Source organism: Arthrobacter vasquezii (assembly GCF_029455255.1).
GTDB classification, from domain to species: Bacteria; Actinomycetota; Actinomycetes; order Actinomycetales; family Micrococcaceae; genus Arthrobacter_D; species Arthrobacter_D parietis.
In genome coordinates, this window is record NZ_JAROKN010000024.1 from 19071 (window position 1) to 45398 (window position 26328).

Annotated in this window: 28 protein-coding genes; 17 read left to right on the top strand and 11 right to left on the bottom strand. The window is 62.1% G+C overall.

The window, feature by feature from the left end; all coding sequences use genetic code 11:
• Positions 1 to 67 precede the first annotated feature (67 nt).
• The 4 genes from P4U43_RS10140 (at position 68) to P4U43_RS10155 (ending at position 2770) form a co-directional block, all read left to right on the top strand.
• Positions 68 to 295 (top strand): hypothetical protein, encoded by a 228-nt coding sequence (locus P4U43_RS10140; RefSeq protein ID WP_056549018.1) that lies wholly within the window; start codon positions 68 to 70, stop codon positions 293 to 295.
• Positions 296 to 432: 137 nt separating this feature from the next.
• A complete protein-coding gene (locus P4U43_RS10145) occupies positions 433 to 1335 on the top strand; it encodes a transposase (RefSeq protein ID WP_277358631.1) in 903 nt (300 codons plus the stop codon).
• A gap of 286 nt (positions 1336 to 1621) precedes the next feature.
• Positions 1622 to 2122 carry a hypothetical protein gene (locus tag P4U43_RS10150; RefSeq protein ID WP_277358632.1) on the top strand — a complete coding sequence of 167 codons (501 nt, stop codon included), beginning with the start codon at positions 1622 to 1624 and terminating at the stop codon, positions 2120 to 2122.
• 69 nt (positions 2123 to 2191) lie between these two features.
• Positions 2192 to 2770: a hypothetical protein gene (locus P4U43_RS10155; protein WP_157359117.1), complete on the top strand. Its 579-nt coding sequence runs from the start codon at positions 2192 to 2194 to the stop codon at positions 2768 to 2770.
• Position 2771: 1 nt separating this feature from the next.
• Here P4U43_RS10155 and P4U43_RS10160 read toward each other — a convergent pair whose 3' ends face one another.
• Together P4U43_RS10160 and P4U43_RS10165 are read right to left on the bottom strand one after the other, a co-directional pair.
• Positions 2772 to 3875, bottom strand: a complete 1104-nt coding sequence (locus tag P4U43_RS10160; RefSeq protein ID WP_318533020.1) for a trypsin-like peptidase domain-containing protein — start codon at positions 3873 to 3875, stop codon at positions 2772 to 2774.
• Positions 3876 to 3950: 75 nt separating this feature from the next.
• Positions 3951 to 4472 (bottom strand): metallophosphoesterase family protein, encoded by a 522-nt coding sequence (locus tag P4U43_RS10165; RefSeq protein ID WP_277358633.1) that lies wholly within the window; start codon positions 4470 to 4472, stop codon positions 3951 to 3953.
• Positions 4473 to 4527: 55 nt separating this feature from the next.
• Here P4U43_RS10165 and P4U43_RS10170 point away from each other — a divergent pair, with 55 nt between their 5' ends.
• The 8 genes from P4U43_RS10170 to P4U43_RS10205 all read left to right on the top strand — a co-directional run bounded on the left by P4U43_RS10170 (position 4528) and on the right by P4U43_RS10205 (position 12122).
• A complete protein-coding gene (locus P4U43_RS10170) occupies positions 4528 to 5373 on the top strand; it encodes an SDR family oxidoreductase (RefSeq protein ID WP_277358634.1) in 846 nt (281 codons plus the stop codon).
• Between the two features lie 143 nt (positions 5374 to 5516).
• Complete coding sequence (locus tag P4U43_RS10175; RefSeq protein WP_277358635.1) at positions 5517 to 6317, top strand: mechanosensitive ion channel family protein; 801 nt, start codon at positions 5517 to 5519, stop codon at positions 6315 to 6317.
• A gap of 58 nt (positions 6318 to 6375) precedes the next feature.
• Complete coding sequence (locus tag P4U43_RS10180; RefSeq protein ID WP_056549029.1) at positions 6376 to 6576, top strand: hypothetical protein; 201 nt, start codon at positions 6376 to 6378, stop codon at positions 6574 to 6576.
• A gap of 178 nt (positions 6577 to 6754) precedes the next feature.
• Positions 6755 to 8032: a serine/threonine-protein kinase gene (locus P4U43_RS10185; protein ID WP_277358636.1), complete on the top strand. Its 1278-nt coding sequence runs from the start codon at positions 6755 to 6757 to the stop codon at positions 8030 to 8032.
• Entirely contained in the window at positions 8029 to 8553 is a 525-nt protein-coding gene (locus P4U43_RS10190) for a hypothetical protein (RefSeq protein ID WP_157359118.1), read from the top strand. Before P4U43_RS10185 ends, P4U43_RS10190 begins: the two co-directional genes overlap by 4 nt.
• A 1-nt stretch (position 8554) precedes the next feature.
• The gene (locus tag P4U43_RS10195) at positions 8555 to 9196 is read left to right on the top strand and encodes an MBL fold metallo-hydrolase (protein WP_277358637.1); all 642 of its coding nucleotides are present in this window, start codon (positions 8555 to 8557) and stop codon (positions 9194 to 9196) included.
• Positions 9197 to 9308: 112 nt separating this feature from the next.
• Positions 9309 to 10748 carry an APC family permease gene (locus P4U43_RS10200; RefSeq protein ID WP_277358638.1) on the top strand — a complete coding sequence of 480 codons (1440 nt, stop codon included), beginning with the start codon at positions 9309 to 9311 and terminating at the stop codon, positions 10746 to 10748.
• A gap of 300 nt (positions 10749 to 11048) precedes the next feature.
• Positions 11049 to 12122 carry an IS110 family RNA-guided transposase gene (locus P4U43_RS10205; RefSeq protein ID WP_277358639.1) on the top strand — a complete coding sequence of 358 codons (1074 nt, stop codon included), beginning with the start codon at positions 11049 to 11051 and terminating at the stop codon, positions 12120 to 12122.
• Between the two features lie 23 nt (positions 12123 to 12145).
• Here the strand turns inward: P4U43_RS10205 and P4U43_RS10210 are convergent, their stop codons facing one another.
• A complete protein-coding gene (locus P4U43_RS10210; protein ID WP_277358640.1) occupies positions 12146 to 13054 on the bottom strand; it encodes a LysR family transcriptional regulator in 909 nt (302 codons plus the stop codon).
• 85 nt (positions 13055 to 13139) lie between these two features.
• Positions 13140 to 14672, bottom strand: coding sequence for an SLC13 family permease (locus tag P4U43_RS10215; RefSeq protein WP_277358641.1), 1533 nt, complete (start codon positions 14670 to 14672; stop codon positions 13140 to 13142).
• Between the two features lie 322 nt (positions 14673 to 14994).
• Here P4U43_RS10215 and P4U43_RS10220 point away from each other — a divergent pair, with 322 nt between their 5' ends.
• From P4U43_RS10220 to P4U43_RS10230, 3 genes are all read left to right on the top strand, one after another.
• Positions 14995 to 16092, top strand: coding sequence for a tartrate dehydrogenase (locus tag P4U43_RS10220; RefSeq protein WP_277358642.1), 1098 nt, complete (start codon positions 14995 to 14997; stop codon positions 16090 to 16092).
• A gap of 89 nt (positions 16093 to 16181) precedes the next feature.
• Positions 16182 to 17375 (top strand): glycerate kinase, encoded by a 1194-nt coding sequence (locus tag P4U43_RS10225; RefSeq protein WP_277358643.1) that lies wholly within the window; start codon positions 16182 to 16184, stop codon positions 17373 to 17375.
• A gap of 127 nt (positions 17376 to 17502) precedes the next feature.
• The gene (locus tag P4U43_RS10230; RefSeq protein ID WP_277358644.1) at positions 17503 to 18759 is read left to right on the top strand and encodes a phospholipase D-like domain-containing protein; all 1257 of its coding nucleotides are present in this window, start codon (positions 17503 to 17505) and stop codon (positions 18757 to 18759) included.
• A gap of 6 nt (positions 18760 to 18765) precedes the next feature.
• Here P4U43_RS10230 and P4U43_RS10235 read toward each other — a convergent pair whose 3' ends face one another.
• The 3 genes from P4U43_RS10235 to P4U43_RS10245 form a co-directional block, all read right to left on the bottom strand.
• Positions 18766 to 19494, bottom strand: coding sequence for a GntR family transcriptional regulator (locus tag P4U43_RS10235; RefSeq protein WP_277358645.1), 729 nt, complete (start codon positions 19492 to 19494; stop codon positions 18766 to 18768).
• A complete protein-coding gene (locus tag P4U43_RS10240; protein WP_277358646.1) occupies positions 19478 to 21226 on the bottom strand; it encodes a gamma-glutamyltransferase family protein in 1749 nt (582 codons plus the stop codon). Before P4U43_RS10240 ends, P4U43_RS10235 begins: the two co-directional genes overlap by 17 nt.
• 219 nt (positions 21227 to 21445) lie before the next feature.
• On the bottom strand, positions 21446 to 22183 hold the full coding sequence (locus P4U43_RS10245; RefSeq protein ID WP_277358647.1) for a GAF and ANTAR domain-containing protein: 738 nt from the start codon (positions 22181 to 22183) through the stop codon (positions 21446 to 21448).
• Positions 22184 to 22313: 130 nt separating this feature from the next.
• Between P4U43_RS10245 and P4U43_RS10250 the strand changes: the two genes are divergently transcribed.
• Both P4U43_RS10250 and P4U43_RS10255 read left to right on the top strand, forming a co-directional pair.
• The gene (locus P4U43_RS10250; protein WP_277358648.1) at positions 22314 to 22553 is read left to right on the top strand and encodes a hypothetical protein; all 240 of its coding nucleotides are present in this window, start codon (positions 22314 to 22316) and stop codon (positions 22551 to 22553) included.
• 3 nt (positions 22554 to 22556) lie between these two features.
• Positions 22557 to 22844: a GNAT family N-acetyltransferase gene (locus tag P4U43_RS10255; RefSeq protein WP_277358649.1), complete on the top strand. Its 288-nt coding sequence runs from the start codon at positions 22557 to 22559 to the stop codon at positions 22842 to 22844.
• 4 nt (positions 22845 to 22848) lie between these two features.
• Here P4U43_RS10255 and P4U43_RS10260 read toward each other — a convergent pair whose 3' ends face one another.
• The 4 genes from P4U43_RS10260 to P4U43_RS10275 all read right to left on the bottom strand — a co-directional run bounded on the left by P4U43_RS10260 (position 22849) and on the right by P4U43_RS10275 (position 26187).
• Entirely contained in the window at positions 22849 to 23472 is a 624-nt protein-coding gene (locus tag P4U43_RS10260) for a DnaJ family domain-containing protein (protein ID WP_277358650.1), read from the bottom strand.
• 136 nt (positions 23473 to 23608) lie between these two features.
• Positions 23609 to 24622, bottom strand: a complete 1014-nt coding sequence (locus P4U43_RS10265) for a GTP pyrophosphokinase (protein WP_277358651.1) — start codon at positions 24620 to 24622, stop codon at positions 23609 to 23611.
• Between the two features lie 61 nt (positions 24623 to 24683).
• Positions 24684 to 25982 (bottom strand): plasmid pRiA4b ORF-3 family protein, encoded by a 1299-nt coding sequence (locus P4U43_RS10270; protein WP_277358652.1) that lies wholly within the window; start codon positions 25980 to 25982, stop codon positions 24684 to 24686.
• An 88-nt stretch (positions 25983 to 26070) separates the two neighbouring features.
• Positions 26071 to 26187, bottom strand: a complete 117-nt coding sequence (locus P4U43_RS10275; RefSeq protein ID WP_277358653.1) for an excalibur calcium-binding domain-containing protein — start codon at positions 26185 to 26187, stop codon at positions 26071 to 26073.
• Positions 26188 to 26328: the final 141 nt, after the last annotated feature.

Sequence of the window (26328 nt, forward strand, 5' to 3'; positions counted from 1 at the left end):
ACCTGATTGTTGCTACGATTCCATCAGCTTGAGCAATGGGCACAGTGACAACTCCTGTGGAGATCCCGTGGAAGACAAGCTTCGCATCCTGGACCTGCCGGCCGAGGAACTCCCATCGGCTCGATTTGATGCATCCTTGCTCAGCACCAGCGAGCTGAAACTCAGATGCAACGAGTACTTTGCCCTGCTTGACCAGCTCAACCCTCCCGAGTGCCTGCTGGCCGACTATGAAGCGGCGTGCGACGAGCTGAGGCAGCGCCTTGCTGCCGCATCCCCCTCGCTGGAAACGGTCTGATCCGCGCACAGCACCGGATGGAAACAAGGTCCGGCGCGTTGAGCTGGCAGGACACGCCGTAAATGGTGAGCCTGAAGGGGTGTGTCCTGCACACTCAACGGTAGAAACACAGCCAACCGTTCGGAGATCGTTCCGCAGTGACTGACCTCGCCGATATCGCGTCCGAGCTCTACTCGCAACCCCTGGACGAGTTCACCGCTGCCCGCAATACCCGCGCGAAGGCCCTCGATGACAAGTCGCTCGCCAAGGAAGTCCGCGCGCTGCGCAAGCCGTCGGCGTCTGCCTGGCTGCTGAACATGATGGCTATCCACCGCGGCGACCAGTTGCGGCAGGCGCTGACACTGGGTGCGGCGATGCGCGAGGCACAGGAACAGCTGGACCGCAGTGAGTTGAAGAAACTCGGAACGCAACGCCAGCAACTTATTGCAGCGCTGGTCAAGGACGGCGTCGCCCTGTCTGAAGAACTTGGTCACCCGGCAAGTTCAGCTGCGGCCCTCGAAGTGGAGCAGACCCTGCGGGCAGCAATGGCCGACGCCGGTGCTGCCGCTGCCGTTGCTACCGGCCGCCTGATCCGGCCGCTGGAGGCGACGGGCTGGGAAGCGGTGGATCTCGCCGGAGCAGTGGGCGGGCCCTTCGACGCAGGCGGCGCGGTGAACAGCGGCGACGCGAGCGCTGATGCAGCTGATTCCGCTGATTCCGCAGATGCGACGAAGGCCGATGCGGCGAAGAAGGCGGAAGACGACCGCGCTTCCGACGCACGCGCTGACCTTGAGGACGCAGAAGATCACTTTGAGGAAGCCGGGTCTGCGTTGAAGCGTGCACGCGAGCGAGTCGATCAACTCGACCGCGACCGTGACGCGCTAGTGGCTCAGGTAAGGGACCTGAGAAAGCGGATTCGCGCCCTGGAACAGGACATCGACGTCATTGATGATGCTGCCGATGATGCGGTCCGCGAGCGCACGGAGGCTGATCGTGCAGCAAAGGAGTCAGCCCGCGAGGTGGAGCGCGCCCGCAAAGCGCTCGAGAAGCTCACCCGGTAAAAGCTCACGCGGCAAAAGCTCACCCGGTAACGTCGGAATAACGATCGCCGCCGCCCACAAGGTGACGCTCTTCACCTCGTAGGCTCCGCCGTCGCTCGCGTTTCCCGAACCCGCGCCGTTCGGGTAGAAGTTCTGTCTGAGCACTAGCGGGTCACGCCTCAGACCGTACGGTCACGAACCGGTCAAGACCGGTTGAATACGTTAGCAAGCGTGCTTAGTGTCATAGATGGCGCTGGCAGCTACGGCTGCCAGGCGCCGCCACCCTCACCAGAAAAAGGAGAACGATATGAACACGCGCAAGCACATGTCACGGACCCGAACTCTGGCTCTTGCAGGAATCCTCCCGCTGGCCGCACTCGGCCTGACGGGTTGCAACGGCACATCCGGTTCGGAAGAAGGTGCCGACGTCGAGGATGTGGTGGAGGAAGACAACGAAACTGCTCCCTACAACGGCGCCCTCGATTCCGAATTCTACGATGCCTACCAGAGCTACATCGGCGAGGAAGTAACTGTCTCCGCCGACGTCAACGAGATCGTGTCCGACACGTCCTTCACGATTGCAGGGACGGATGACACCACCGTCGAGGCGCTGCTGGTGGTTCTGGAGGAAGGCACGGTCGAAGTTGAGCCGGGCGCGGCAGTGTCGGTGACCGGAACCGTCATGGAATCCTTCGACCTGCCCACCGTCGAGGATGACACCGGATTGGACCTCGAAGAGGACGCCTATGCCGACTACGACGGGGAAAATTACATCGTGGCCAGCGAAGTGGATGTCGAGGAGAGCTGACGCGCGGCAGGAGTATCGTAACGGGATCGTGAGGTCAGTCAGCACACTGAAAAGTCAAGAATGGGAGACATGGCAGAGATGAGAGCAGACAAGCGCAGGTATCTGAAAGCAACCGAGCACGACGACGCCCCATCCCGGCGGCGCAGTGCCTGGCTGATCATCGCCGCGGCTGTCATTTCGGTGGTCTCGCTCGCACTGGGCGCGCTGCAGTTGCAGTCTGTGCAGCGCGCCATCGGTATCCCACTTCCGGAAATGATGGTCGGTGGGTACGACGCCGACTACGTCGAGGCAGTCCGTGACCTCCTGGACGCTGCGGTCATCGAGCGCTACCAGAGCGTGCATTACCTCTGGTTCCTGCTGTTTCCCGTGGCGTTCGCCGCGCTGATCATCCTGCTGGTCCGCCGGTTCAGCCGCTCACCGCTCCGCTGGCTCTTCTACGCCGTCGCCGTGCTCTATGCCGCCGTGCATATCGCCGAGAACCTTGTGCTCGAAGCTGCTCTCGCCTCCGTAGAAATCACATCCTCCGAAGTGGCCTTCGCGAGTTTCCTGACGACGGCGAAGTTCATACTCTTCGCCGCCGCCATCCTTGCCTTTGCCCTGTCCTTCACCCTGAACCGGACGACCAGCCGGCGGCAAACCCGCCGCTAGGTCAGCCGTTCTCGACGGGCCGCTCGCCGAGGGTGATCTCCACCTCCGAGGTTTCGCCTTCGCGCATCAGCTCCGCTGTCACCGTCTCCCCCGGATTCAAAGAGCGCAGTGCGGCCAGGAGCTGTTCCGAGCTGGCGAGCGGCTCACCGTTGAGGGACACCAGAATGTCTCCCGCTTGAATCCCGGCCTCGCCGGCCGGTCCGCCTTCTTCCACCGCGAGCACCGCAACGCCCTGCTCAACGCTGACGCCGAGCTGCTGGGCAATCTGCGGCGTGATGGTGCGAGGAGCCAGGCCGAGGAACGCGTGTTCAGCCGAACCGTCCTCGAGGAGTTCCTCCACCACTTCGACGGCGGTGCCGGCCGGGATCGCAAACCCCAGCGAGACCGCGCCCGCCTGCGGCGGAATATAGGCCTCGCTGATTCCCACCACCTGGCCCTGACCGTTGACCAGTGCTCCGCCGGAATTGCCCGGACTGATGGCCGCGTCTGTCTGCACCAGATCCACAAGTGACTGGCTGTTGGTTGCCGAGCCCGGAATCTCCCGATGCAACCCGGAAATGATTCCTGCGGTTGCCGTGTTCTCAAAGCCCAACGGGCTGCCGATGACGACCGCCAGCTCTCCCACCTCCGGCAGCTCCGTCTGGAACTCGGCGGGCGGAAGACCAGTGCGGTCAGCCTGCACAAGTGCGAGGTCGGTGACGGCATCGGTGGCAACCACAGTGCCGGTGACGCGCTGTCCGTCGGCAAAGGCAACCTGCACTTCCTCCGCACCGCGCACCACGTGTTCGTTGGTGAGGATCAGCCCGTCCTCGGTGTAGATCACACCACTGCCCAGCCCTCCGTTGTCCAGGAAAATGGTCACCACGGATGGCTGGACGTCATCGATGATTTCCGGAATGTCCGCCACCGTGGCGGCTGGCGAGTCAGCGGCGTCGCCGCTTCCCCCCGCCGTTTCACCCGATGTTGCACCCGCCGTTTCACCTGCCGTCCCGGATTCCGTCTCCGGTTCATCCGTGGCCGTGCACCCCGCCAGGGCAAGGGAAGCAACAATAGCGACGGCGGCGAGGCGCTTCATTCCCGGCGGCTGATTCTGTGGATCGTTCACGGCAAACTCCTTGCAGTTGGCGATTGTCTACCCTCATTCCTACCAACTATGGAAACTGACCAAAAGGCACTAACCCTAGCGGCGGCCGGATGACCGGGCCGGAATGGAACGCAGGCGCACCTCGCTGAGGACGCCGTCGTCCGCTTGTGCAGTAAGGAAAGTGCAGTTGGGTTGCCTGCGCCGGTCCGTCGGCGAGCCGGGATTGAGCAGCCGCATACCGTTCGGTGTGGTGGTGTCCCAGGGGATATGACTGTGGCCGAAGACCAGCACCTCAACATCGCTGAACATGGCATCCATGCGCTTCTCCCGGTTAGTTGCCGCTCCGGTTTCGTGGATCACTGCGAACCGGATGCCCTCGATGTCCGCCCGGGCAATTTCGGGTAGCCGCGCGCGAAGATCAGCACCGTCATTGTTCCCGTGAACACCGATGAGGCGCTGCGTGCGGTGCTCCAGTTCGTCGAGTAGCTCCACGTTCACCCAGTCACCGGCATGGACGACGACGTCGGCAGCCTCCGCCTCCTCCCACACCTCTGGTGGGAGCCGGCGGGCGCGCTTGGGCACATGGGTATCGGCGATGATGAGCAACCGGGTAGCCATGTGCCCAGTCTGGCACGTGCGTCCGACGGTCCAGCCCGTGTGGGAAGCTCAGGGGATGACTGTATTGATTGCCGGATGCGGCGACCTGGGTACGCAGGCGGGACTCTATTTTGCGGAAGCAGGGCAACGGGTTGTCGGGTGGCGGCGGTCCGCAGACAAGCTGCCGGCCCGGGTTGAGGGTACCTCGGTTGACCTCACAGGCAAGCTGCCGGCCATCCCGGCGGACACCGACGTCGTGGTCATCGCACTGACTGCGGACGGGCGGACCGAAGCTGCCTACCGCGCTACCTACTATGAGGGCACCGCAAACCTGCTCGGGGCACTCGCCCGCGACGGGGTTGAGCCGCGGCGGATCATTTTCGTTTCCTCGACCGCCGTATACGGCAATGACGACGGCGGCTGGATCGGGGAGAGCACGCCGCCTGCGCCGTCCACCGCCACTGGCACGGTACTGCGTGAAACGGAGGAACTGCTCACCGAACGTGCGCCCCAGTCGGTACTGTTGCGGCTTTCGGGTATCTACGGACCGGGACGCGCCCGGTTGATCGATCAGGTGCGGAACGGCACGGCGCGCGCGGGCGGCGCTCCGCACTGGACCAACAGGATCCACCGCGACGACGCCGCGGCGGCCATCGTACACCTCGCAGGACTCGAGGCGCCGGCCACGGCGTACCTTGGCACCGACCAGGAACCGGCGCTGCTGGCTGAGGTCCGGCAGTTCATCGCGGAGGAGCTGGGATTACCCGTGCCCCCTATTGAAGCCCCCACTGAAGAGCGCGAGGTCACCGGCAAGCGCTGCAGCAACGTGCTGCTCACGTCAACCGGTTTCACCTTTACGTATCCGACCTACCGGGAGGGGTACCGGGCAGTTCTGAAGGGCGTAGGCGTTCGACACCTCTGACGCGAGTAGCCTGGTCCCCAAAGACAATAATAAGTACCCTTTCTATTTTGCCTGAGTGTGCCTACTCTTGGAAACGTGCACACCGGTGGGGCAGCCGTTCCACCGATCTGGAAGCTCCATGAAGCCAAACAGAGAAGGTCCCGATGGAAGAAACATTGAGAAGCGGTCTCGCGACCGTGGTCGAGTTCGTGCCGAAGCTGTTGCTGTTCCTCGTCATCCTGATCGTCGGGCTGCTGATCGCCAAAGCGATTTCCAAGGCGCTGGACAAACTGCTCGAACGTGTGGGATTTGACCGCGTCGTGGAACGCGGCGGCGTCAAGAAGGCGCTCGCGAAGTCATCACTGGATGCCAGCGACATCATCGCCAAGATTGTCTACTACGCGCTGGTGCTGTTTGTACTTCAGTTTGCTTTTGGAGTCTTCGGGCCGAATCCGGTCAGCGATCTGCTTGAAGGCATCATTGCCTTCCTGCCGAAGATCATCGTCGCAATCATCATCGTCATCGTCGCAGCCGCCATTGCCGCGGCGGTCAAGAACCTCATCCAGGGCACCCTGGGAGGGCTTTCCTACGGGAAGGTCCTGGCGAATATCGCAAGCGTCTTCATTCTCGGCATCGGCATCATCGCGGCTCTCAACCAGGTTGAAATTGCCACCACGGTGACCACACCGATCCTGATTGCCGTACTGGCCGCAATTGTCGGCGTCATTGTGGTCGGCGTCGGCGGCGGGCTCATCAAACCCATGTCGCAGCGCTGGGAGCACTACCTCAACCGGGCTGAGGAGGAAGCACCGCGGGTGAAAGCTGAGGCCCAGTCATCGCCGCCGGCCTCCCAGCAGCTCAAGGGCCAGGCACAGAAAGCCAAAGCACAAAGCCAGACCGCGGACACCTCCGGTAGCCACCAGGTGAACCAGACGGATGACCCGAACGCTCCTCGATTCCGTTAGGTTCCGGCTCCTCCGAAGCACTTCCCGTTCCAGAAACCCAGAGAGATAAGGAAAAATAATGAACATCGACAAGCAGCAGATCATTGACCTTCTGAAGAATCAGGGCAACCAGGACAAGGCGCAGCAGGCTGACCAGGAACTGCCCGACCAGGTGGACACCGAGCGTGATTCCGGCCTTCTGGAAAAGCTCGGCATCAACCCACAGGACCTGCTCGGGAAGCTCGGCGGCGGCGGTGGAATCGGCGGCCTGCTCGGCTAGTCACCTGGCAAGGAAGCAGTCCACGAGGGGGAGGGTGCGCAGTGCGTACCCTCCCCCTCCTCTTGTACTGGCTACCACATGAGAGTGTCATGAGAACCGGAGGAAGAACCTTGAGCTCCTCCCAACTCTGCGCTTTCATGGAAGGACGACGACGGCGGACAATGAGGAGGTGCCTGACATGCAGCTCCCACCTCCGCCCGGCAGAACGCCCGCGGCCGCGCCTTCCGCACGGCCGGAGCCACGGAGGCGCATCGGTGACCCGACGGGCGAAGTGCTGGATGGCCGCTACACCGTCGGTGCCCTGCTTGGCAGCGGTGGGATGGCCGAGGTCCACAGAGGCCACGATCGGGTACTGGACCGGGACGTCGCTATCAAGCTCTTCCATGGTCAGCCGGACGCGCAGCTCTCCGACCGTGAGCGTGTAGAGGCGCAGTTGCTGGCCGGGCTGGATCACCCGGGCCTGGTCAAGGTGCATGATGTCGGAAACTCCCCTTTAGCCGGTTGGGTGGTCATGGACCTGATCGATGGCCCGGACCTGCACCGGCTCCTGCGCGACGGCCCGCTGGGACCGGAACAAACGTGGGCTATCGGCCACGACGTTGCCCGGGCACTCGCGTATGTGCACGCGAAAGGAATTACCCACCGGGACGTCAAACCTTCCAATGTGCTGACCCGCGACGCCGAACCGTCATCCGGGCGTTTCGGGTATGTTCTGACGGACTTCGGCATAGCCCGCAGGGTGGACAGCGACCGGCTCACCGCGACCGGCGAGACAATCGGCACTGCAGCGTATTTCAGTCCCGAACAGGCCCGCGGTGAAGCGGTTGACAGTTCGACCGACATCTACGCGCTGGGCCTTGTGCTGCTCGAATGCCTCACCGGGGAACCTGCCTTCGAAGGCCGAGGGCTGGAGACTGCGCTTGCCCGCTTGCACCGCGCCCCCGAAATCCCGGCAACGGTCAACCCCGCCTGGCGTGAGCTTATTTCACGCATGACGGCGGAAACCGGAAGCGCGCGGCCAACGGCGGCCGAGGTCGCGAATGCCCTGGCCGCTCAGCGGAACGCTTTCCTCGCTGACGCGCGCGCCGCCGCTGCTGATACCGCGGGCGAAGATGCCGGGCCTGCAACCAGAGTCCTTCCCGGCGCAACCCACGGTTCGCCTCCGGTGCAGGATCCGCACTCCACGCGCAGGGCCTTTGTCCTTGGACTGAACGAACACTCAACTCAGCGCCCGGAACCCAACGAACGACCCAGCACTTCGGGTAACCGGAAGCCCGCCCCACGGAACCGGCGCTGGTGGGTGGCGGGCGCCGTCGTCGTCGTTCTGGTTCTGGTGGTGTTGGGAGCAGCGCTGGCGGGGCTGTTCAATCAGGCGCCCGCCGTGGAACCTTTGCCGTCAGTTCCCGGTGTTCCCGGCGAGAGACTGTCTGAACTCTACGAAAGTGTGCAGCCATGAGGTCGAAGCGATACATGATTGTCCTCGCGTTGGCCTTGCCGGTGCTTGGAGGATGCGGAGGCGCTGAAGCTCTTGACCCGGGTGCGGCGCAGTCGCTTCAGCAGCAGGTGAGGGAACTTGCCGTTGTTACGCAGGAGGGCAACCTTGAACTTGCGGTGGACCGTGCGGAGGCCCTCAAAGCCGCGGTTCAGCAAGCAGAGGATTCCGGCGCCGTGACACCGGGACGGGCGGAGCGGATTCAACAGAACATCGAGGCCTTCATCAACTCGGTGCAACCAGCCGAGGTCCCTGCGCCAACCGCACCGGCCGTACCTTCCACTGAACCGGCCCCCGTTCCCCCGCCCCCAACTTTTACAGCGCCGGCCAAGGGCCTGTTGGAAGACAGCAGGGATCCCGGAGAGACCCAGACGGACCGCGACAGGGAGCGGGCGGAGGAGGTCGCCGAGGAACTCCAGGAACAAGCCGAGAAGCAGGAGAAGGAAAGACAGAAGCAGGAAGAAGAGAACAGCGGGGAAGACTAGCATGCGCACCATCTCAGGAAACTGCTACCAACTGCAGCGTTCGAAAGGAGCCAACGGCTACCTTGTGCGCACGCCAAGCCACACCGCCCTCGTTGATCCCGGAATGGCCAGCGGGTATGACGCCCTGCTTGGCGAGTTGCGCGATGCTGCTCCCATTGTTGGGCAGGTGACCGACATCCTGCTCACCCATTACGATGCCGACCACGCCCAGACCGCCCGGCGCCTTCAGCATGACCTGGACGCAACGGTATGGCTCGGCGCAGCGGATGCCGCCATTCTGCGCCGGGAAATTGCGCCTCCCACCCGCGTGCGCCGGACGCTTTTCCGCCTGGCTCGGGTTGAACTCCCTGCGACGGTGACCGAGCTCGACGGCGACCGCGAACTTTTCGAGGGCCTCACCACCTTCCCCATTCCCGGTCACACTCCCGGTCAGATGGCCTTTCAGCTCGACGACGTACTGTTCACGGGCGACGCGGTCCGGGTTGAGCGCAACGGGACCATCAAACGCTTTTATAGCGCCCTGAACAGTGATAATCCGCTCGCTGCACGCACTACCGCGGACTTGCAGCGCAGAATCAATGCCGGTGGTGTCAGCTGGGTGTGCCCCGGACATAACCCGCCGGCACGGGTGAACGTTTCCTAGTTGGCAGAAGGCCAGTATCGGTCCGGTACATCGAGGACTAAGCTCATCTCACACTGAAAACTCTCAGTGAACTGCAGGGCCGGTAACCGGTCAGCTGAGAAGGGCGGGACCCATGGCAGAGCGAAGCACGTCCGAGCGTTCAGAGGACGCCTCACTGCTGAAGGTTCTGGGTAACTGGGATGCCCTCGCGCTGGGGTTCGGAGCGATGATCGGATTCGGTTGGGTGGTGCTCACCGGCGGCTGGATCGGATCCGCTGGGACCCTCGGTGCGGTCCTGGCCATGGTGGCAGGCGGCGTCATCATGGGCGTCGTGGGGCTCACCTACGCGGAACTGACTGCCGCCATGCCCAAAGCGGGCGGAGAACACAATTTCCTCCTCCGCGGCATGGGTCCCCGCTGGTCATTCATCGGATCCTGGGCAATCACCGGCGGGTACGTCACCATTGTGGCGTTCGAGGCTGTGGCGCTTCCCCGCACCGCTCTCTACCTTTTTCCCGGCCTGAACCAGGTGCCGCTCTGGGAGATCGCGGGAAGCCAGGTGCACCTGACCTGGGCGCTTGTGGGCGCGATTGCCGCCGTCGTCATCACGTTCATCAACATCCGCGGTGTGAAACTTGCCGGTGTAGCCCAAACCTTTGTGGTGCTCTTTCTCCTGATCATCGGTGCGGTCCTTGTGCTCGGGTCCTTCACCGGCGGATCCACAGAAAATATGCAGCCGCTTTTCACCGGCGGATCGGCGGGGTTCTTCGCTGTCCTGGTGGTGGTGCCGTTCCTGTTCGTCGGGTTCGACGTGATTCCGCAATCCGCAGAGGAAGTGAAGATCCCCGCCCGCCAGATCGGCCGGCTGGTTGTCATCGCCGTGATACTCGCAACCATCTGGTATGTCATGACTATCCTGACGACGTCGTCAGCCATGCCTGCTGGAGAAATCGCGCAGGCGGACATCGCCACTGCGGATGCGATGGGCGCCCTCTTCGGGAGCGATTTGATGGCCAAGGTGCTGATCGCCGGTGGAATCGCCGGAATTCTGACCTCCTGGAACTCGCTGCTGCTGGGGGCATCCCGGTTGATGTATTCCATGGCACGCTCAGGAATGCTGCCGGGCTGGTTCGGGAAGCTGCACCCGACCTACCGGACACCGGCGAACGCACTGCTGTTCATCGGTGCCCTGTCCTTCCTCGCGCCCTTCTTCGGAGAGGCGATGCTGGTCTGGCTGGTTGACTCGGGTGCGCCCAGCATCGTGATCGCCTACACCCTGGTCGCCGTAGTTTTCCTGATTCTTCGCCTGAAGGAACCTGCAATGGAACGACCGCTGCGGGTCGGTGGTGTTGGTAACGGCGGCCAGGCGATTGGGATCGCAGCAGTGGTGCTGTGCCTGGCCCTACTCAGCCTGTACCTGCCGGGGATGCCTGCGGCTCTGACTCCCCCGCCGTGGATACTGTTCGGGCTGTGGTGGGTGCTTGGCCTGTTCTTCCTTCTTCGTATCCCGCGTGGCATCAAACCCGGTGAAGATGCGGAGCACCGGCTGCTGGCGGCCCTGAACAAGCGCTAGCAGCGAGGGCGTCCGTCAAGCCACCGGCAGCCCGCCCCGCTTCGCACTGAGGAATGATGGGTTACTGGTGGTAGGGGAGGGTTTCTGACTTACCCGCTTCGTGACGACCGGCACCAATGGTGCCGGGACTGTCTATGTGGAGAGCTGTCGGCTCGCCTTCCCTGCCACTGACCTATGGCGACCGGGCCGGACGGGATGTGACTTGATAGGAACGTGGCGAACTCAGGCTCTTCAGTGCTTTGTCCGCCCGGCCCGGTCACCCGTGCTCGCCAACGTCCTCATCGACAGGAACGAGTACGCATGACACTTGCAACGACCGAAACAACGACCCGGCCGGTCACTGCCGTCACGATAGGCGTGGACACACACTCTCAGCTCCACCACGCTGCCGTGCTTGACCAACATGGTCACCTACTCGGTGACAGACAGTTCACCACTGACCTCACCGGCTACCAGGAACTCCTGGACTGGACCGCCAGCTACGGAATCATCAACGCCGCAGGCGTGGAATGCACAGGCTCTTACGGTGCAGGCCTCACCAGGTACCTCCTCGCAGCCGGCGTCGACGTCGTCGAAGTCAACCGCGGGCACCGCCTCACCCGCAGCCGCTCCGGGAAGAACGACGCTATCGACGCCGAAGCGGCCGCCCGTAAGGTTATGTCCGGAGAGTGCTCGGCCCCGGCGAAAGACACCACCGGCGCCGTCGAAGCCATCCGCAACCTCCATCTACTCCGCGAATCGGCCGTCAAATCGCGGTCAGCCGCACTAGTGCAGCTGCGAGACGTCCTCGTTACAGCTCCTGCTGGAATGCGTGAACGTTTCGACGCCAAAACACTCGAGGGCAAGGCAACGCAGGCCCGCGCACTACGCCCAGACAGCGCTCGATTGGACGAGCCCGAGAACGCCGTGAAATACACACTCCGCGAACTGGGGCGGCGCATCTTCAACCTCACTTCTGAAATCAACGCCACCGAGAAACACATCACCAAACTCGTCGAAGCTGTCGCGCCGACAACGGCAGCGTTGCCTCAGGTCGGGCCCGTCACAGTCGCCCAACTTCTCGTCACTGCGGGACAGAACATCGACCGCTTCCCCAGCGAAGCAGCCTTCGCCAGACTCTGCGGTGTCGCCCCGATACCTGTGTCTTCGGGCAAGACTCACCGGATGAGACTGCATAGAGGTGGAAATCGCCGCGCCAACCGTGCGATATACCTTGTGACCATCTGTCGGTTGCGCTATGACCCCAGATCCCAGGCCTACCGCGACCGCAAACGAGAACAAGGGCACTCTTCAGCGGACGCGATCCGCAGCCTCAAACGCTTCGTCACCCGCGAGCTCTACTACGCGTTGAAGAGGGATCTGCTTCGGCAATAGGCATTGGTCACAGCAAGATCCCGTTAGAGATGGCTCAAGTTTGACGTGCGTATTGAGTGGTTTTGTGCCAGTTCGATGAAGGATTGAGCTGCGGGTGTGAGGTCTTTCGTTCGGCTGAGGAGGGCCACGTCTAGCCTTGATACGGGTTCAATGAGCAGGGTTCGGAGCCCTGATTTGTTTGCAAGCGGAGCCCAGGATGATGGCATGACGGCGTGGCCGACGCCGGCTATCACTAGCGGAAGTATGGATGTTCGGTGAGCCACTTCTGCAACGATTTCGGTTTCTACTCCTTGCGCAAGTGCATCGTCGACGAGCCACCGCATGAGCGAGCCTCGTTGACTGGCTATGAGCCGGTGACCACTTAGATCCTCGCGGTGGATGGTGTGTCCTTCGGCGAATGTATCCGCGCGTGGATTCACGATGAGGATCAGCGGCTGGTTATCCAACTCGAGCACCTTTACGCCGGGAACTCGGATGGGCCCGTGGGAACCGGCGAGGCCTAGTTCGGAGCTTCCGTTGCGTACTGCTTCGATTACTTCTTCCGGGGTGAACGCCGCTTCAACGTTCAGCCGCACGGACGGGTTCTGATCAACAAAGGCGGCGATCATCGATGTCAGGGGTTCGATGCCGGGGGATGGCATGGTGATGATGTCGAGTTTGCCGCTGCGTATTCCGCGGAGTGATTTGATCAGTGATTCCGCGGCGTCCAGGTCGCGCATGACCAGCCGTGCCGGTCCTACGAGTTCTTTGCCTGCCTCGCTCAGGACGGCTCTGCGGCCGATGCGGTGAAACAGGGGGACGCCGAGGTCGCGTTCCAGGCTGGCGATGGTTTGGGACAGGGATGGCTGGGCGATGAGGAGCTCTTCAGCGGCTTTGTTGAAGCCGCCGCAGTCGACGACGGCAAGAAAGTACTTCAACTTTCTTGTGTCCATGAAGGGTCTCCTGTGTGCAAGGACGGGTCAGGTCCATAGCCTACGCTCGGCGCAGCTGTGGACCTGACCCGTCGCCGGTGGGTTTCTACCTGCCGATGCCGGTGATTCCGACCATGATCGGGACGATGCTGATGATGAGGATCGCGCCGAGGATGTCGAAGGTGAAGCCGGTGCGGACCATGCGGGTGATAGGAACAGCGCCCGATCCGTAGACAATGGCGTTCTGCGGTGTGGAGACGGGCAACATAAATCCGAATGATGCGGCGAACGTCGCTGCCAGTGCGGGGATGATTGGGTCTACTCCCATGGCCACGCATAGCGGGATCACAATGGGTACCACCACAGCCGCTGATGCGGTGTTGCTGGTTGTTTCCGAGATAACAATCGCCAGGATTGCAGCGAATATGGTGATCGCGACGATATTGGTGATCCCGAGGTTTTCCGCGGCCGCGCTGCCGATCGTTTCGGCGAGGCCGGTAGCCGAAAGCAGGGCGCCGAAGATGATGCCTGTTCCAAAGAGGATGATGGTTCCCCAGTCGATCTTTGCGGCGTCGGACCAGGTCATTGTGGCGCGGCGTTCCTTCCAGTTGGTTGGAAGGATGAAGAGCAGCGAAGCACCGATTACGGCAACGATGCCTTCGTTCAGGCGGTCGTCCAGGAGTGTGTACACCGCCGAGTCCGTGCCGGCGACGATGCCTACGAATGCGGGGAGCAGCCACAGCGTGACTGTCAGGCCGAAAGCGATGAGGGTGTTGATCTCGGCTCGCGACATTTTTCCCTGTTCGGCCTTCTGCTGCCGAATGAACTCGTCAACTCCCTCGATCTGCCGGATTTCTGGCTTGTTGAGGAGGAACATGATGAGCGCCAACACGATGAACATGGCCACGCAGATCGGAGCCACGGTGGCGGTCCACTCTACGAAGGAGATCTGTATGCCGGTCGCCTCTTCGATCAGGCCGCGGCCGATCAGGTTAGGCGGCGCGCCGACCGGGGTCAGTAGGCCACCTACGCTGGCTCCGTAGGCGAGCATCAACATTAGTGCTGCTCCGACGCGCAGACGCAAAGGGTCAAAATCGGACTTCACAACGCCGCGGTCCTGCATCAGCTTCGCGATCACGGCCAGGATCCCGAGCGCTGTGGGCATCAGCATGGCTACGGTCGCGGTGTTCGAGACGAAGGCCGACAGCAGACAGGTGATCACTCCAAACGCGATGATGATCCTGTACGTGGACTTGGCAACGCCGGGAATTGACAGCACTGCGAAGGCCAGCCGTTGGGCTATGCCGTGTTTGAGCATCGCTGCGGCGAGTATGAATGCCCCGATGAAGGTGAAGATTGTTGTTGAACCGAAGGGAGTCAGAACCTCACTTGCCGGCGCAACTCCGAGCAGCACCACAGCGGCCACACCGATCAAGCCGCCGACGGGAATGGGTACTGGTTCGCAGATCCACAGGATGATGACGCCGAGCAGAACCGCTCCGAGCAGCTGCTGGGTATGATCCATTCCGGTCGGGAGGAGAGCAAAAACGATTGCTACCGCCGGGGCCAGGAAGAACCCGATTGTTTGACGGGCCCGTTCGAATTTCTCTTCGCGCGGGGAGAGCTTCTGTTCACTCAAGCTCCTGAATGTCTTGCCGCCCAACAAGGCAGCGCGGACATCAGTCCGTTGAGGGGTGGAGCTGACCGTGGTGGGGGCCGTTAAGTTCCCGGACATCTTCGTCCTTTCGTCGTAGGGATTTGTTCCCACTGTGCCTTCGTGAGCGGGATCACGTCCAAGACGCATTCCCTACTACTTAGATAGGAAAAACCAATCTGATCAATGGATAGGTAGAGCCTATTTGCCTTATCGCAACTGGGTCTTGGACGCCGCGGCGGGATCGGCGCTCTACTGGAGGAGGTAGGGCAGTACGACGCTGCTAACACTCAACGAGGAGGTCGGCATGAGCGCCACCCAAACTTTCAAGATCGCATCCATTCCAGCAGACGGTGTCGGTAAAGAAGTCGTTTCCGCCGGTCAGCGTGTGCTGGATGCCCTGGCAGAAAACTCTGGCGGAAAGTTCGCGTTCGAATGGACCGAGTTCCCCTGGGGCTGTGGCTATCATGCCGAAACCGGCAAGATGATGGCCGACGACGGCCTGGAAACACTGAAGAACTTCGACGCGATCTACTTCGGCGCCGTTGGCTGGGAGAACGTGCCGGACCACATCAGCCTCTGGGGCCTGCGCCTGAACATCACCCAGAACTTTGACCAGTGGGCAAACATCCGGCCGGTGAAATTCCTTCCCGGCGTCCAATCACCGCTGCGCAAGGCCGACCACACCGAACTTGACTGGGTGGTTGTTCGGGAAAACAGCGAAGGCGAGTATGCCGGCCTGGGTGGGCGTAACCTCAGCGGCCGCGGCCCAGGTAACGAAGTTGCACTGCAGACCGCGCTCTTCACCGAGAAGGGCTGCGAGCGGATCTTGCGCTTCGCATTCGACCTCGCCCGCACCCGCACGGTGAAGAAGGTTTCCAGCGTCACGAAGTCCAACGCCCAGCAGTACGGCATGGTCCTCTGGGACGAAACCTTCAAGCGTGTGGCTCTGGAGTACCCGGACGTCGAAACCGAAAGCGTGCTGGTTGACGCGATGAGCGCCAAGTTCATCCTCCGGCCCGAGGACCTCTCCGTGGTCGTGGCATCGAACCTTAACGCGGACATTCTCTCTGACCTCGGATCAGCGTTGGCAGGCAGCCTCGGCCTGGCGGCCAGTGCGAACCTGAACCCGGAGCGCCGTTTCCCCTCCATGTTCGAGCCTGTACACGGCTCGGCACCCGATATCGCCGGTAAGGGCATCAGCAACCCCATCGGTGCGATCGCCAGCGCAGCGCTGATGCTCGATCACTTCGGCCTGCACGAGGAAGCCCGCCGGATCGAAGCCGCTATCGAGCAGACAACCGCCGCCGGGCACCTCACCCGCGATATCGGTGGAAACGCCAACACAGACGAAGTGACCGAGACCATCGTTCAGGCGCTCACCCGCTCGTTGGCTGCGCTTTAGTAAAGACACCGGATGGGCGATGACCGTGCAGCGGCATCGCCCATTCGGCTTTCACGGGAATATGCGAGATGCGGGAGTAGAAATTGTCAATGAAATCACGGGTGCTCATCGCACCAGACAAGTTCAAGGGCAGCCTCACGGCAACAGCGGTAGCCGAGGAAATCGCCATGGGCCTCACAGACGGGCCCGGTGACACATCGATCGAATGTATTCTTCTTCCCTTGGCCGATGGCGGCGATGGAAGCGTAGACGCAGCCCTGGCCAGCGGATTCCACAAGCATCAGTTCACAGTCACCGGACCGACCGGACAACCCGTATTCGCGACCGTGGCTTTCGACGGCGACACCGCACTGGTTGAAGTCGCTAACTCCTGTGGAATCGCACTCCTCGCTTCACAAAGTTTGGCACCCCTAGATGCTTCAAGTTGCGGTTTCGGAGAAGCGATACTGCATGCGTTGACGCTCAGCCCTCGACGCATTGTGCTCGCCCTGGGCGGAAGCGCCAGTACCGATGGTGGGATGGGGATGCTGTCCGTTCTCGGCTTCACCTTCCGCAGTCCGCATGGAGCGGTCCTGCAGGGCAGTGGCCGTGCGTTGCATCAGATCGAGTCCGTGGAAATGACTCCCGTACCGGAGTTGCAAGACGTTGAGCTTGTACTTGCAAGCGACGTACATAATCCACTTTTCGGGACCCAGGGAGCAGCTGCCATCTTCGGCCCGCAGAAAGGGGCAACACCGGAGCAGATAGCTCATCTGGAAAGTGGACTGGTCCATTTCGTGAGCAAATTGAAAGAGGCAGGGCTGGACGACAGTGAGGAGCGAGCGGGTCAATCTGGTGCGGGCAGTGCCGGCGGTATCGGATTTGCTTGCTTACTGCTTGGCGCGCGTCAGGTATCGGGCGCTGAGTTCTTTCTCGACCTCCTGAAATTCGACACGTACAAGCAGGACTGCGACATCATCATCACAGGAGAGGGCAGCCTGGACGAGCAGACCCTCGCCGGAAAGCTCCCAGCAGCAGTCGCGCGACGAGCTGACGGGCGCCCAGTGGTCGCTGTTGCCGGACGATCTCTGCTGCCAACCCACAGATGGTCGGAAATGCCAATCGCCCAAGTCTTCGCGCTGACCCAGTACACCGATCTGGATTCCTCCCGTGACGGTCAGCTCTCACGAGAACTCCTCCGTGAGGTTGGAAGGGACGTAAGACACTTCATACAGAATCTGAAGTCGTTCGTGGGCTCGGAGTTAGAACCACTCTCGCCGCCAGCTCCAGTTGTTCGAACTTAGGCCTCTATCGCCCTTCCATGGTGAGAGAAAGTGTCTTTTCAAAGACCAACGTGGGTGCGTCCTTTGCCGACTCGATTTGTCTATAGGAACATCTCGGCAGGCTCCTGCGGCCACTAGGCTTGAGCCCATGCGCACCTTCCGCCGCCTTCAATTGTTTGCCCTTACCCGTTCGCTGGTTGCGCGGGCGGCCATGGCGTTCGCCGCCGTGCAGGCGCTGGTCATCGCCGCCATCGTGATTATTGATGCAGTGGAAAAGAAGCTGCGCAGCAAGCGTCCGGGCTTTCCGCACCCCGGAACATTTGAATCAGAAGTGGCGGGATCGAAAACCGCCGTCATTACCTACGGGCATGACCTGTACGAGGACATGCTGGCCTCTATCCGGAACGCCCGGCACACCATCATGCTGGAGACCTACATCTGGAAGGGCGACGCCATTGGACGCCAGTTCAAGGACGCGCTGAATGAGGCGGCGGCCCGTGGTGTGAAGGTGTACGTAATCTATGACGGGTTCGCCAACCTCGTTGTTCCGTTCACGTTCTACCGGTTCCACCCGAATGTGCAGGTCTTCCGGTTCCCGGTACTGCGCCCGTCGATCGTCTTCACGAATATCCGGGGTACAGGCTTCGATCACCGCAAAATCATGGTGGTGGATGATTCCATCGGGTACGTCGGAGGCTACAACATCGGGTCGCTATACGCCTCGAAGTGGCGTGACACGCACCTGAAAATCGAAGGAAGGTCCGTCTGGGAGTTGCGCCAGGCGTTTGTCGCTTTCTGGAATTCCGCTCCGACACAGCGCCATCGCGCGTTGGAGGAAACCAGTGCGGAGTTCTGGGAACCGCGTCTGCGCGCGGTCAACAACATTCCGGCCAACCTCGTTTTCCCGATCCGCGGGGTCTATCTGGACGCCATCAATCGCGCCCACAGCCACATCTACATGACCACGGCCTACTTCATCCCTGACCAGCAGATCCTTGAGGCGCTCCTGCGCGCCAGTAAACGCGGGGTGGATGTCCGGGTCATTCTGCCGGAGGACTCCAACCATGTGGTCTCCGACTGGCTGTCCCGCGGGTTCTACTCGGCACTGCTGCGCGACGGTGTGAAGATCCTCCTGTACCAGAACGCGATGATTCACGCGAAGACCGCAACTGTGGACGGCGAATGGTCCACGGTCGGAACCGCCAACATCGACCGGTTGAGCTTGACCGGTAATTACGAAATCAATATCGAACTGTTCGATGAAAAGCTCGCCTCCACCATGGAGCGAATCTTCGAGATTGACAGCAGCAATTGCCGGGAACTCTCACTCGAGGAATGGGAAGGCCGCCATATCGTGGCACGCGTCAGCGAAGCGATCCTCGCTCCTCTGCGGCCATTCCTCTAGCATGCATCACGGAGCAAAGGTGGGCCCGGGAGATAGAGCCGAGTTTTTATCGACGCAGAAGCGGTCCAGGTACCCGACTTTGGACTGATGCACGTGATCGGCCATCAGCTGCTGTGCATCCGCGGAGTTGCCGGAGTCGATCGCCGCAAGAATGCTCCTGTGCTCGCTCCAGGACTCCTTGCCGCGGTGGTCGACGTCCGTTGCGTAGAGCCATTCGATCTTGCCTGCGATCTGGCGCAGCAGCGCCGTCAGCGAGGCGCTGCCGCTCAATTCCGCCACACCCAGGTGGAACCGGATGTTGAGTTCGGGCAGAAGTTCGAGCCGGTTCTGCGCGACGGCGGCATCCCCCTCATCGAGCACTGCTGCCAGTGCTTTCCGGGCCTGCCACCACTCAACGCTGGGCGCACCTGAATCGAACTGCGCAGCAGCCCGGTGCGCTGCGCGCCGAGCCGTCGCTGACTCTAGCGCTTCGCGGACAAAAAACAGGTCCTCGGCGTCGTCAGCCGGGATCTTCGACACTGTGGAGCCGGCATAGGGCTTGGACTCGACGAAACCCTCGGCCTCCAACGTGCGGAGCGCTTCCCGTACCGGAACCCGCGAGATCCCATACTTGCTGGCGAGCGCTGCCTCAGTCACACGGGTGCCCGGCGGCAACGCGCCGAAGATGATATCCCTCCGGATTTCGTCCTGAATTCGCTGCTTCGGTGCGGCGTCTTCGCTATCGGCCGGCTGCATAGCCCTGCGCTCCGCGCGGGTTGGCCGCAGCCATCAAAACTCCGGTCGCCGGGTCGCTGACAACAGCGGACAGCCGGCCGAGCGCCCACTCTCCAGCACGGGTGACGACGTGACCGCGTTGTTCCAGGTCGGCGATGACCTCCTCACCCAGCCGGTCTTCGACCACGGCGCCGCCAGGCTCCCAGGTGCGTGGGAAGAATGAGCCGGGTATCGACGTCGTATGCAGGGACGGCGCGTCGATGGCCTGCTGCGGTGAGTAGGCGCCGACAATCGTGCGCAGGATATAGACCAGCTGCCACTGGTCCTGCTGGTCGCCGCCGGGCGAGCCGAGTGCAACAACGGGCTTGCCGTCTTTGAGGATCAAGGTTGGTGTCAGCGTGGTGCGCGGCCGCTTTCCCGGCTCCAACGAGGACGGTGCGCCCTCCTCGAGCCAGGTCATCTGCAGTCGGGATCCCAGGCAGAATCCTAGTTCGGGGATGGTAGGAGATGATTGCAGCCAGCCGCCCGACGGCGTCGCGGAAATCATGTTCCCCCACTGGTCAACCACGTCGATGTGGCAGGTGTCGCCGCGTGTCTCGCCGTCGCGGGAGACTGTGGGCTCCCCTACCCCCGCGAAGCCGTCCTTACCCGTGAGCGCCGGCGGGGTGTATTCCGTCCGCAGCGGCGGTGTGAACGGCGTATGCCCGGGGACAGTCCCGGGGCGGAACTCGGTGGAAGCCTGATCGGTGATAAGCGCCCTGCGCTCGGCTGCATATTCTTCGGATAGCAGGTATTCCATCGGCACGTCGGAATCACCGTAGTATGCCTCGCGGTCTGCGATGGCCAGCTTCTGCGCTTCCAGGATGGTGTGCGCGCCGAGGGCTGTGGACGGGTCCAGGTGATCGTCCCCGAATCCGTTCAGGATGGCGAGGGTCTGCAGCAGGGCCGGACCCTGGCCCCAGGGCCCGGTCTTGGCAATGGTGTAGCCGCGGAAGTCGAGAGTGGTGGGCTCCTCGTAGCCGGCCTGGAAGTTCGCGAAGTCCTCAATGCTCATCACTCCCGCGTGATCCTGACCCGACGAGTGGCGGTGCGGTGTACTGATGAAGTCGACTGCAGCCCGGGCGACGAAACCTTCGCTCCACTCGCGCCGGGCGGCGTCGATGCGTTCCTCGCGGGAGCCTGCACCGCTCCCTGCAGCAATGAGTCGGTCAAGGACTGAGGCGTAAGCCTCGTTTTTCACGATGTCCCCTTCTGCCGGGATCTTCCCTTCCGGCATCCAGAGCGCTGCGGAAGTGGGCCAGTGTTCGGTGAAAAGCTCCTTGACGGCGTTGATCGTTGCACCGACCCTGCCCAGCACCGGGTGCCCGTGACGGGCGTAGCGGCAGGCGAAAGCCAGGACGTCGGCAAGTTCCCAGCTGCCATGGTCCCGGAGCAGCAGGAACCAGGCGTCGACGGCGGCCGGGACGGCGGCTGCGAGCGCTCCGGCGCCTGGAACCAGCTCGAGTCCTTCGGAGAGGTAGTGCTCCCGGGTTGCACCGGCGGGAGCCGGTCCCTGTCCCATCAGGACCACGGGCTTTGAGGGGTCTTCCGCGGTGGCGAAGACGCCGGTCATGTCGCCGCCGGGACCGTTGAGGTGCGGTTCAACGACATGGAGCACGAAAGCTCCGGCGACAGCAGCATCGAAAGCATTGCCGCCGCGTTCCAGGACGGCCTGCGCAGATGCCGTTGCCAGCCAATGCGTTGAGGCGCTCATGCCGAAGTTGCCTTGGAGCGTGGGGCGGGTGGTGAAGGAATCCGGGGCGACAAAAGCGGGCATCGTTGTCCGTTCGGGGAGGCGTTATTGTGTAGTTTCGTATACAAACTATCGTGTCGACCGACCTTCGTATACCTTTTTGGGGAACCGCGGTTGCTGGCGGGAACAGCCTGCCGGTGCTGAGGCCGCGTCCCGCGGCGAAGAACCGGCTACGGTGTCCTAGGCCTCAAAGTGGGTGGTTGCGCTCGCGTTGTTCACCGACTCGACAACAGCCGCAGCAACCGCATGAAGCTTCACGTTTCGTGCGTTGGAGGCGGCTTTCAAAATATTCACCGCTTCATCCTGGCTGCAGCGGTTCTGGCCCATAATGATGCCCACTGCAAGGTCTATGGTGGTGCGGTTCTCCATTGCGACACTCATGTGCTGACTGTGCTCCATTAAAGTGGCCACCCGGACAGCTATCTGCAGTGAACGGGAAGCCCTGCGCGCGAACTGCTCTGCGGCGTCGATGCTTTCGGCATTGAACGCGAGCGGTTCACGGCAATACAGATCCAGGCCTGCATTGGCGTCGCCCTCAAGGACGATCGGCACTCCGAGCGCTGAGCGGATGCCATGCCCCGCAACAGCTCCCGTGTACTCGCCAAAACGTTCCTCTTCCTTGAAGTCCTGAACAACGACCGTGGTGTGCTCACGCGCCGCGCGCAAACAGGGGCCGTCATCGAAGGCGTATTGGACCTCGTCCATGTTGCGGGCTTCCGCGCTGCTGCTGGCCACCGTCGCCGCGCGCTTCGGGCGCAGGAGGGTTACGGCCGAGTACATCGTCTTACCGGTGATCTCCCCGAGTTCACGAGCGGCGATCTTCACCATCCCATCAAGAAATTCGTCGATCTGCGCGCTCTCCAGCACGAGGTCCTGCAGCTCGCCGCGGATCGAATTTTCCTCAACTTCACCCGTCACGTTCAAACCCGCCTCTACTCAATGGTGATGCACCTGCACGATAGCAGGACGGCTCGGGGGGGTTGTGGGGCTGAATGGACACCCGTAGCCTGAATTCAATAAACAGTCTACTTACTATCGGAGGCCGGTTGTGAAGATCAGCGATGTCACCTGGAACGAACAGGCCCGGGAGAAAATTCTTGTCGATGCGGACAAAGCACTACAGGAAGCGGTGAAGGAGGCGGCGGCTGCGCACTCCGGCGGTGACCGGGATCAGGTGTACAAGTTCCTGTTCGAGAAGCTGCAGCCCCAGTTCGTTGACTTCGAGCCGGGGCCGGACCTCAGCGAATACGCGGACGCGATTGCCAACGGCGAGTTCAACGAGGAGTAGCTCATGGCTGCTGAGGTGCAGGTAGAGAATAATTCCGACGCCGGGAAATATGAGGTCACTCTCGACGGCAAACCGGCCGGTTTCGCGGCGTACCGCCTCCAGGACCAGCAGGTCATTTTCACCCACACCGAGGTGGATTCGGCCTTCGAGGGTCACGGACTCGGAAGCGCCCTCGCACGGTTTGCCCTGGACGATGTCCGGGAACGCGGGTTACACGCCGTGCCCCGCTGCCCGTTCATCGCTGCGTACATTGAGCGGCATCCCGAGTATCAGGACCTGGTGGCCAGCTGAGAAGCTAACGACGACGGCGCCACCACGGTGAACGCTTCGCTGCCTTCTGTTGGGCTGCTTCCCGATCAACCCCTCCCTTTTGCGCGGCCGTTTCGTTCTGCTCAACCTGCGTATGGCGTGCTGCTCGACGTTCACGCCAGCGTTCAATTTCCTGCTCAACGTCCCGCATCCTGGTCACCACGGGCGGTCCACCCAGGAGCTGTCTGCGGGCATCAACGACCTGCCGGTTGAAGTCCTCGAGTAGCTCGCGGACCTTGCTCTCCATGTACTGCTGATCCAGCTTTCCGTCGAGTTCAGCGTCCTCTGTGCGCAGGCGAAACGGCGCGGGTGCAAGGCCGGAAAGCTGCTCCCTCTCGATCAATCCTTTGACCCACCAGTCTGGGTCAAGGGTTGTGCCGAGGCCGGGAATCGGCTTGCCGGCGTACTTCAGATTGTCGAAATCACCGCGCGCGGTTGCCTGCCGGATCTCGAAATCCGCCTTGGCAGCGAAGTCCGTGATCGGCGCTTGCTCTTCTTCGTCGTCGTCGACCTGCTCGATGGCCTCCGCGCCGCTGCTTCCGGAGCGGCGCGCGGCCCGATATTCCGAAACGCGCTGCATGCGTCTGGTGCGTTCATTTCTGTCGTTCATCGTCACCCGCTTCCGCTGCTTCCCTTCAAGTATTCCGGCAGTGCGGAATGCGGGGCAAGCCGCCGGAGCCGCGGCTCCTGCCCTAGGTACGGACTGGGCTGGCGCGGCGCAGGGAACTTCATCCGGCTTCGGTCCCTCAGTCTCGGAGCTTCCTGAGACGGTAGGTCAGTTTGGCGCGTCTGTTGCGGTCGTGGCCCAGGGCTTGCGTCTTTTCGATGTGCGCCTGGCCGTAGCGGACAAGCAGCAGATCATCGGCGGCGCGGACGTGGCCGGGAGCGAACTTGTACTGCACTTTGCGGGAGATGGCATCCCAATCGGCGGAAGCGACCAGTTCGGAGGCTTGCGCTACCGTGGTGACGCCGTGAATTTCGAGCAGTTCGCGCAGCCACTCGTACTGTTCGACGCGGCTGCGCGGGTTGCTTGGCAGCGCCTGTTCGAGAATGCTTTCGAGGGCCTCACCCGTGAGGGCAACCGGAAGGAGCAGGACCGCTTCGCCGGGGTTGGCTTTTTCGGCGGCGACCACACTGCTGATGGTGCTGAACTGGTTATCGGCCAGTTCGATTAGACCGGACGCCAGGGTGAACGCCCGGTTGACCTCCGGCGGCACTGGGCCTGCGCTCTTGTAGCGGATGTCATGCTCAAACTCCGCCCAGGCGTGCTGCAGGATGGTCCGGAACTGCACCTCAAAGCGTTCGCCGATGTGATTGCGGCACCCGTTCGGTGCGGTTGCCTCACTGACTCTGAGCACGAGGTGCTGACCCGAGTAGCCGAACTCCCCCTTTTCCCGCTGTTCGGCAGTCTTGTCGACGTGGGCAATGACGTCGAAGGAGTTGCGAAGCGCAGTCATTGCCCTCTCCACGTCGAGCTGAAGGAAGGTGATGACCCGGATGCCGATGATGTCATCGATGCCGCGCAACCCGTCCGCGTACTTCAGGTTTCCATCCGGATTACAGCGCCTCAGTTTCTGCTCCAGGGACTGGTGATCCTTCACCCGGTATTCGATCGCGTGATAGTTGAGGCCGTCGTCGTCGAGGCGGGCGGCGATGGCATCCTGGATAGCGTTGGCGGCTGCGCGCTTCTCGTGCTGGGACGCAGCATATTCCTCGAGCCACTGTTCGATGAGCCGGTCATGGGTGAGATCCGGGTCCATACGCCTCCCTACGCTGCGCCGGGTGAACCCAAGCTACTCCCTTTACCGGCTCACCATCAGGTCAGGACGGGCGACCATGTTGCTTTCGCTGAATTTCGATCAGGAATTCCCGGCCGGTATCGGTCACCTTTTTGTCTCCGGATAGGACGTCTTCGGACTTCGCCAGAACGTTCAGGTACTCCAGTGTCCGAATGACGTCACGCACCAGAGCCCGCCCTTCCCTTTCGGTGATGGGACCGTCGTCGTAAGCGAAGCCGCGGGCTGTCAGGATTTCGGCCATTATTTTTCCGCGCAGGTCATAGGACGGGAGGGAGCCCTTCACCAGCCACCGCACGACGACGGCGTGCACCAGCTCCATCGCCGCCGCCGGCGGGTGCGCAAGACGGTCGGAGAGGTACTTCCACAGCGCGGCATCGTTGGTCACGAGCCGTCTGCCGTTGGGTGTGAGTACAAGTTTTCCCTTGTACTTGCGCACCAACTTCCACTCCTGCACCTGGTGGCGAAGATCCAGGATAGGGAGTGTCTGCGCCTCACGATTGAACTTGCCGTACCAGCGGTCGGTCCATCCCAGCTCCTGCATGGCTTCCTGCACAACGGACGGTTTCAGATACCCGTCCTTGGTGAGTTCAATGCCTTCGGCGCCAACCCGCTGCAGAAGCCACTGGACAGGATGGACGACGGCGGCAATCACCTCGGGTGACAACGCCGGGCGCCAGAAGAACCTTGCGAGCTCCGTGAGCTGCTGATTAATCGCCTTCACGTCGACGTGTGCCGCATCAAACGCGGTTGCGGCCTCCCCCGACACTGACTCCAACCAATCGACGGCATCGGCGGAGTCCTGCTGCTGACCCTTCAGCGCCTCGATCAGCTTGTAGTAGCCGTGGATGCCGCCGCAATCCTCTACCGGACCTCTCCTACTGGCGGCAATGCATTCGAGGTGGGCAGGCAGCACCGGATCGTTGCCGACGAGGGTGACGAGATGGTCCCACGCATCGCCGAAGTCGTACTCGTATGCCAGCACTGCGCCCGTCCAGCCGGCAACCGCCACGAGCTCTGTGTGGGATGCGTCTTCTGCCTCGAGCTCAGCAGCCGACTCAGCTGCAGTGAAGTCTCGTTGGCCCCGGAAGGTGTCACTCACAGAGAACTGGTAAAGGTGACGATCCTGCCAGCCGAAAGCTGTCTGAATGACTTGGTGCAGGTCGCTCAGGAGGATGTCCGCCGGGACGGACAGGGTTCGTTCGATTGGTGGCGACGATTCGTCGATCACAACGTGCAGTTGCAGGCCGGGCACACGATCGGTCATAGCCGTGATCATCTCATCCTCGCCGGGCGTCTTCCTGCTTTGGGCGGCGCGTGGCATTCCTCCTCACGAACGACGACGGCGGCAATCACCAATCCGTTCCGCGCCGAGCTGCGACAGTCGGACGAGCCAAACGGCGCAGTGCCGCTTATTCGCAGCCGACGCCGTCGCCGTTTCGGTCGAGGTGAGCAGCGTACCCCGGCTGCCACGCGTAGACGGGGGCAGCGCCGGCGGCTCGGGCTGCATCACAGTTCTTGTAGTACACGTTCGCCGGCGCAGGTGCGGGAGCCGGAGCGCAGGAAAGGCATATGGATCCAGGCGGTTGTGAAGCGGGACGGCATGAGGTCAAACGTACAGAAACACGCCGCCTGCCGTGCCGAACCTGTGGATATCTTTCCGATCAGCC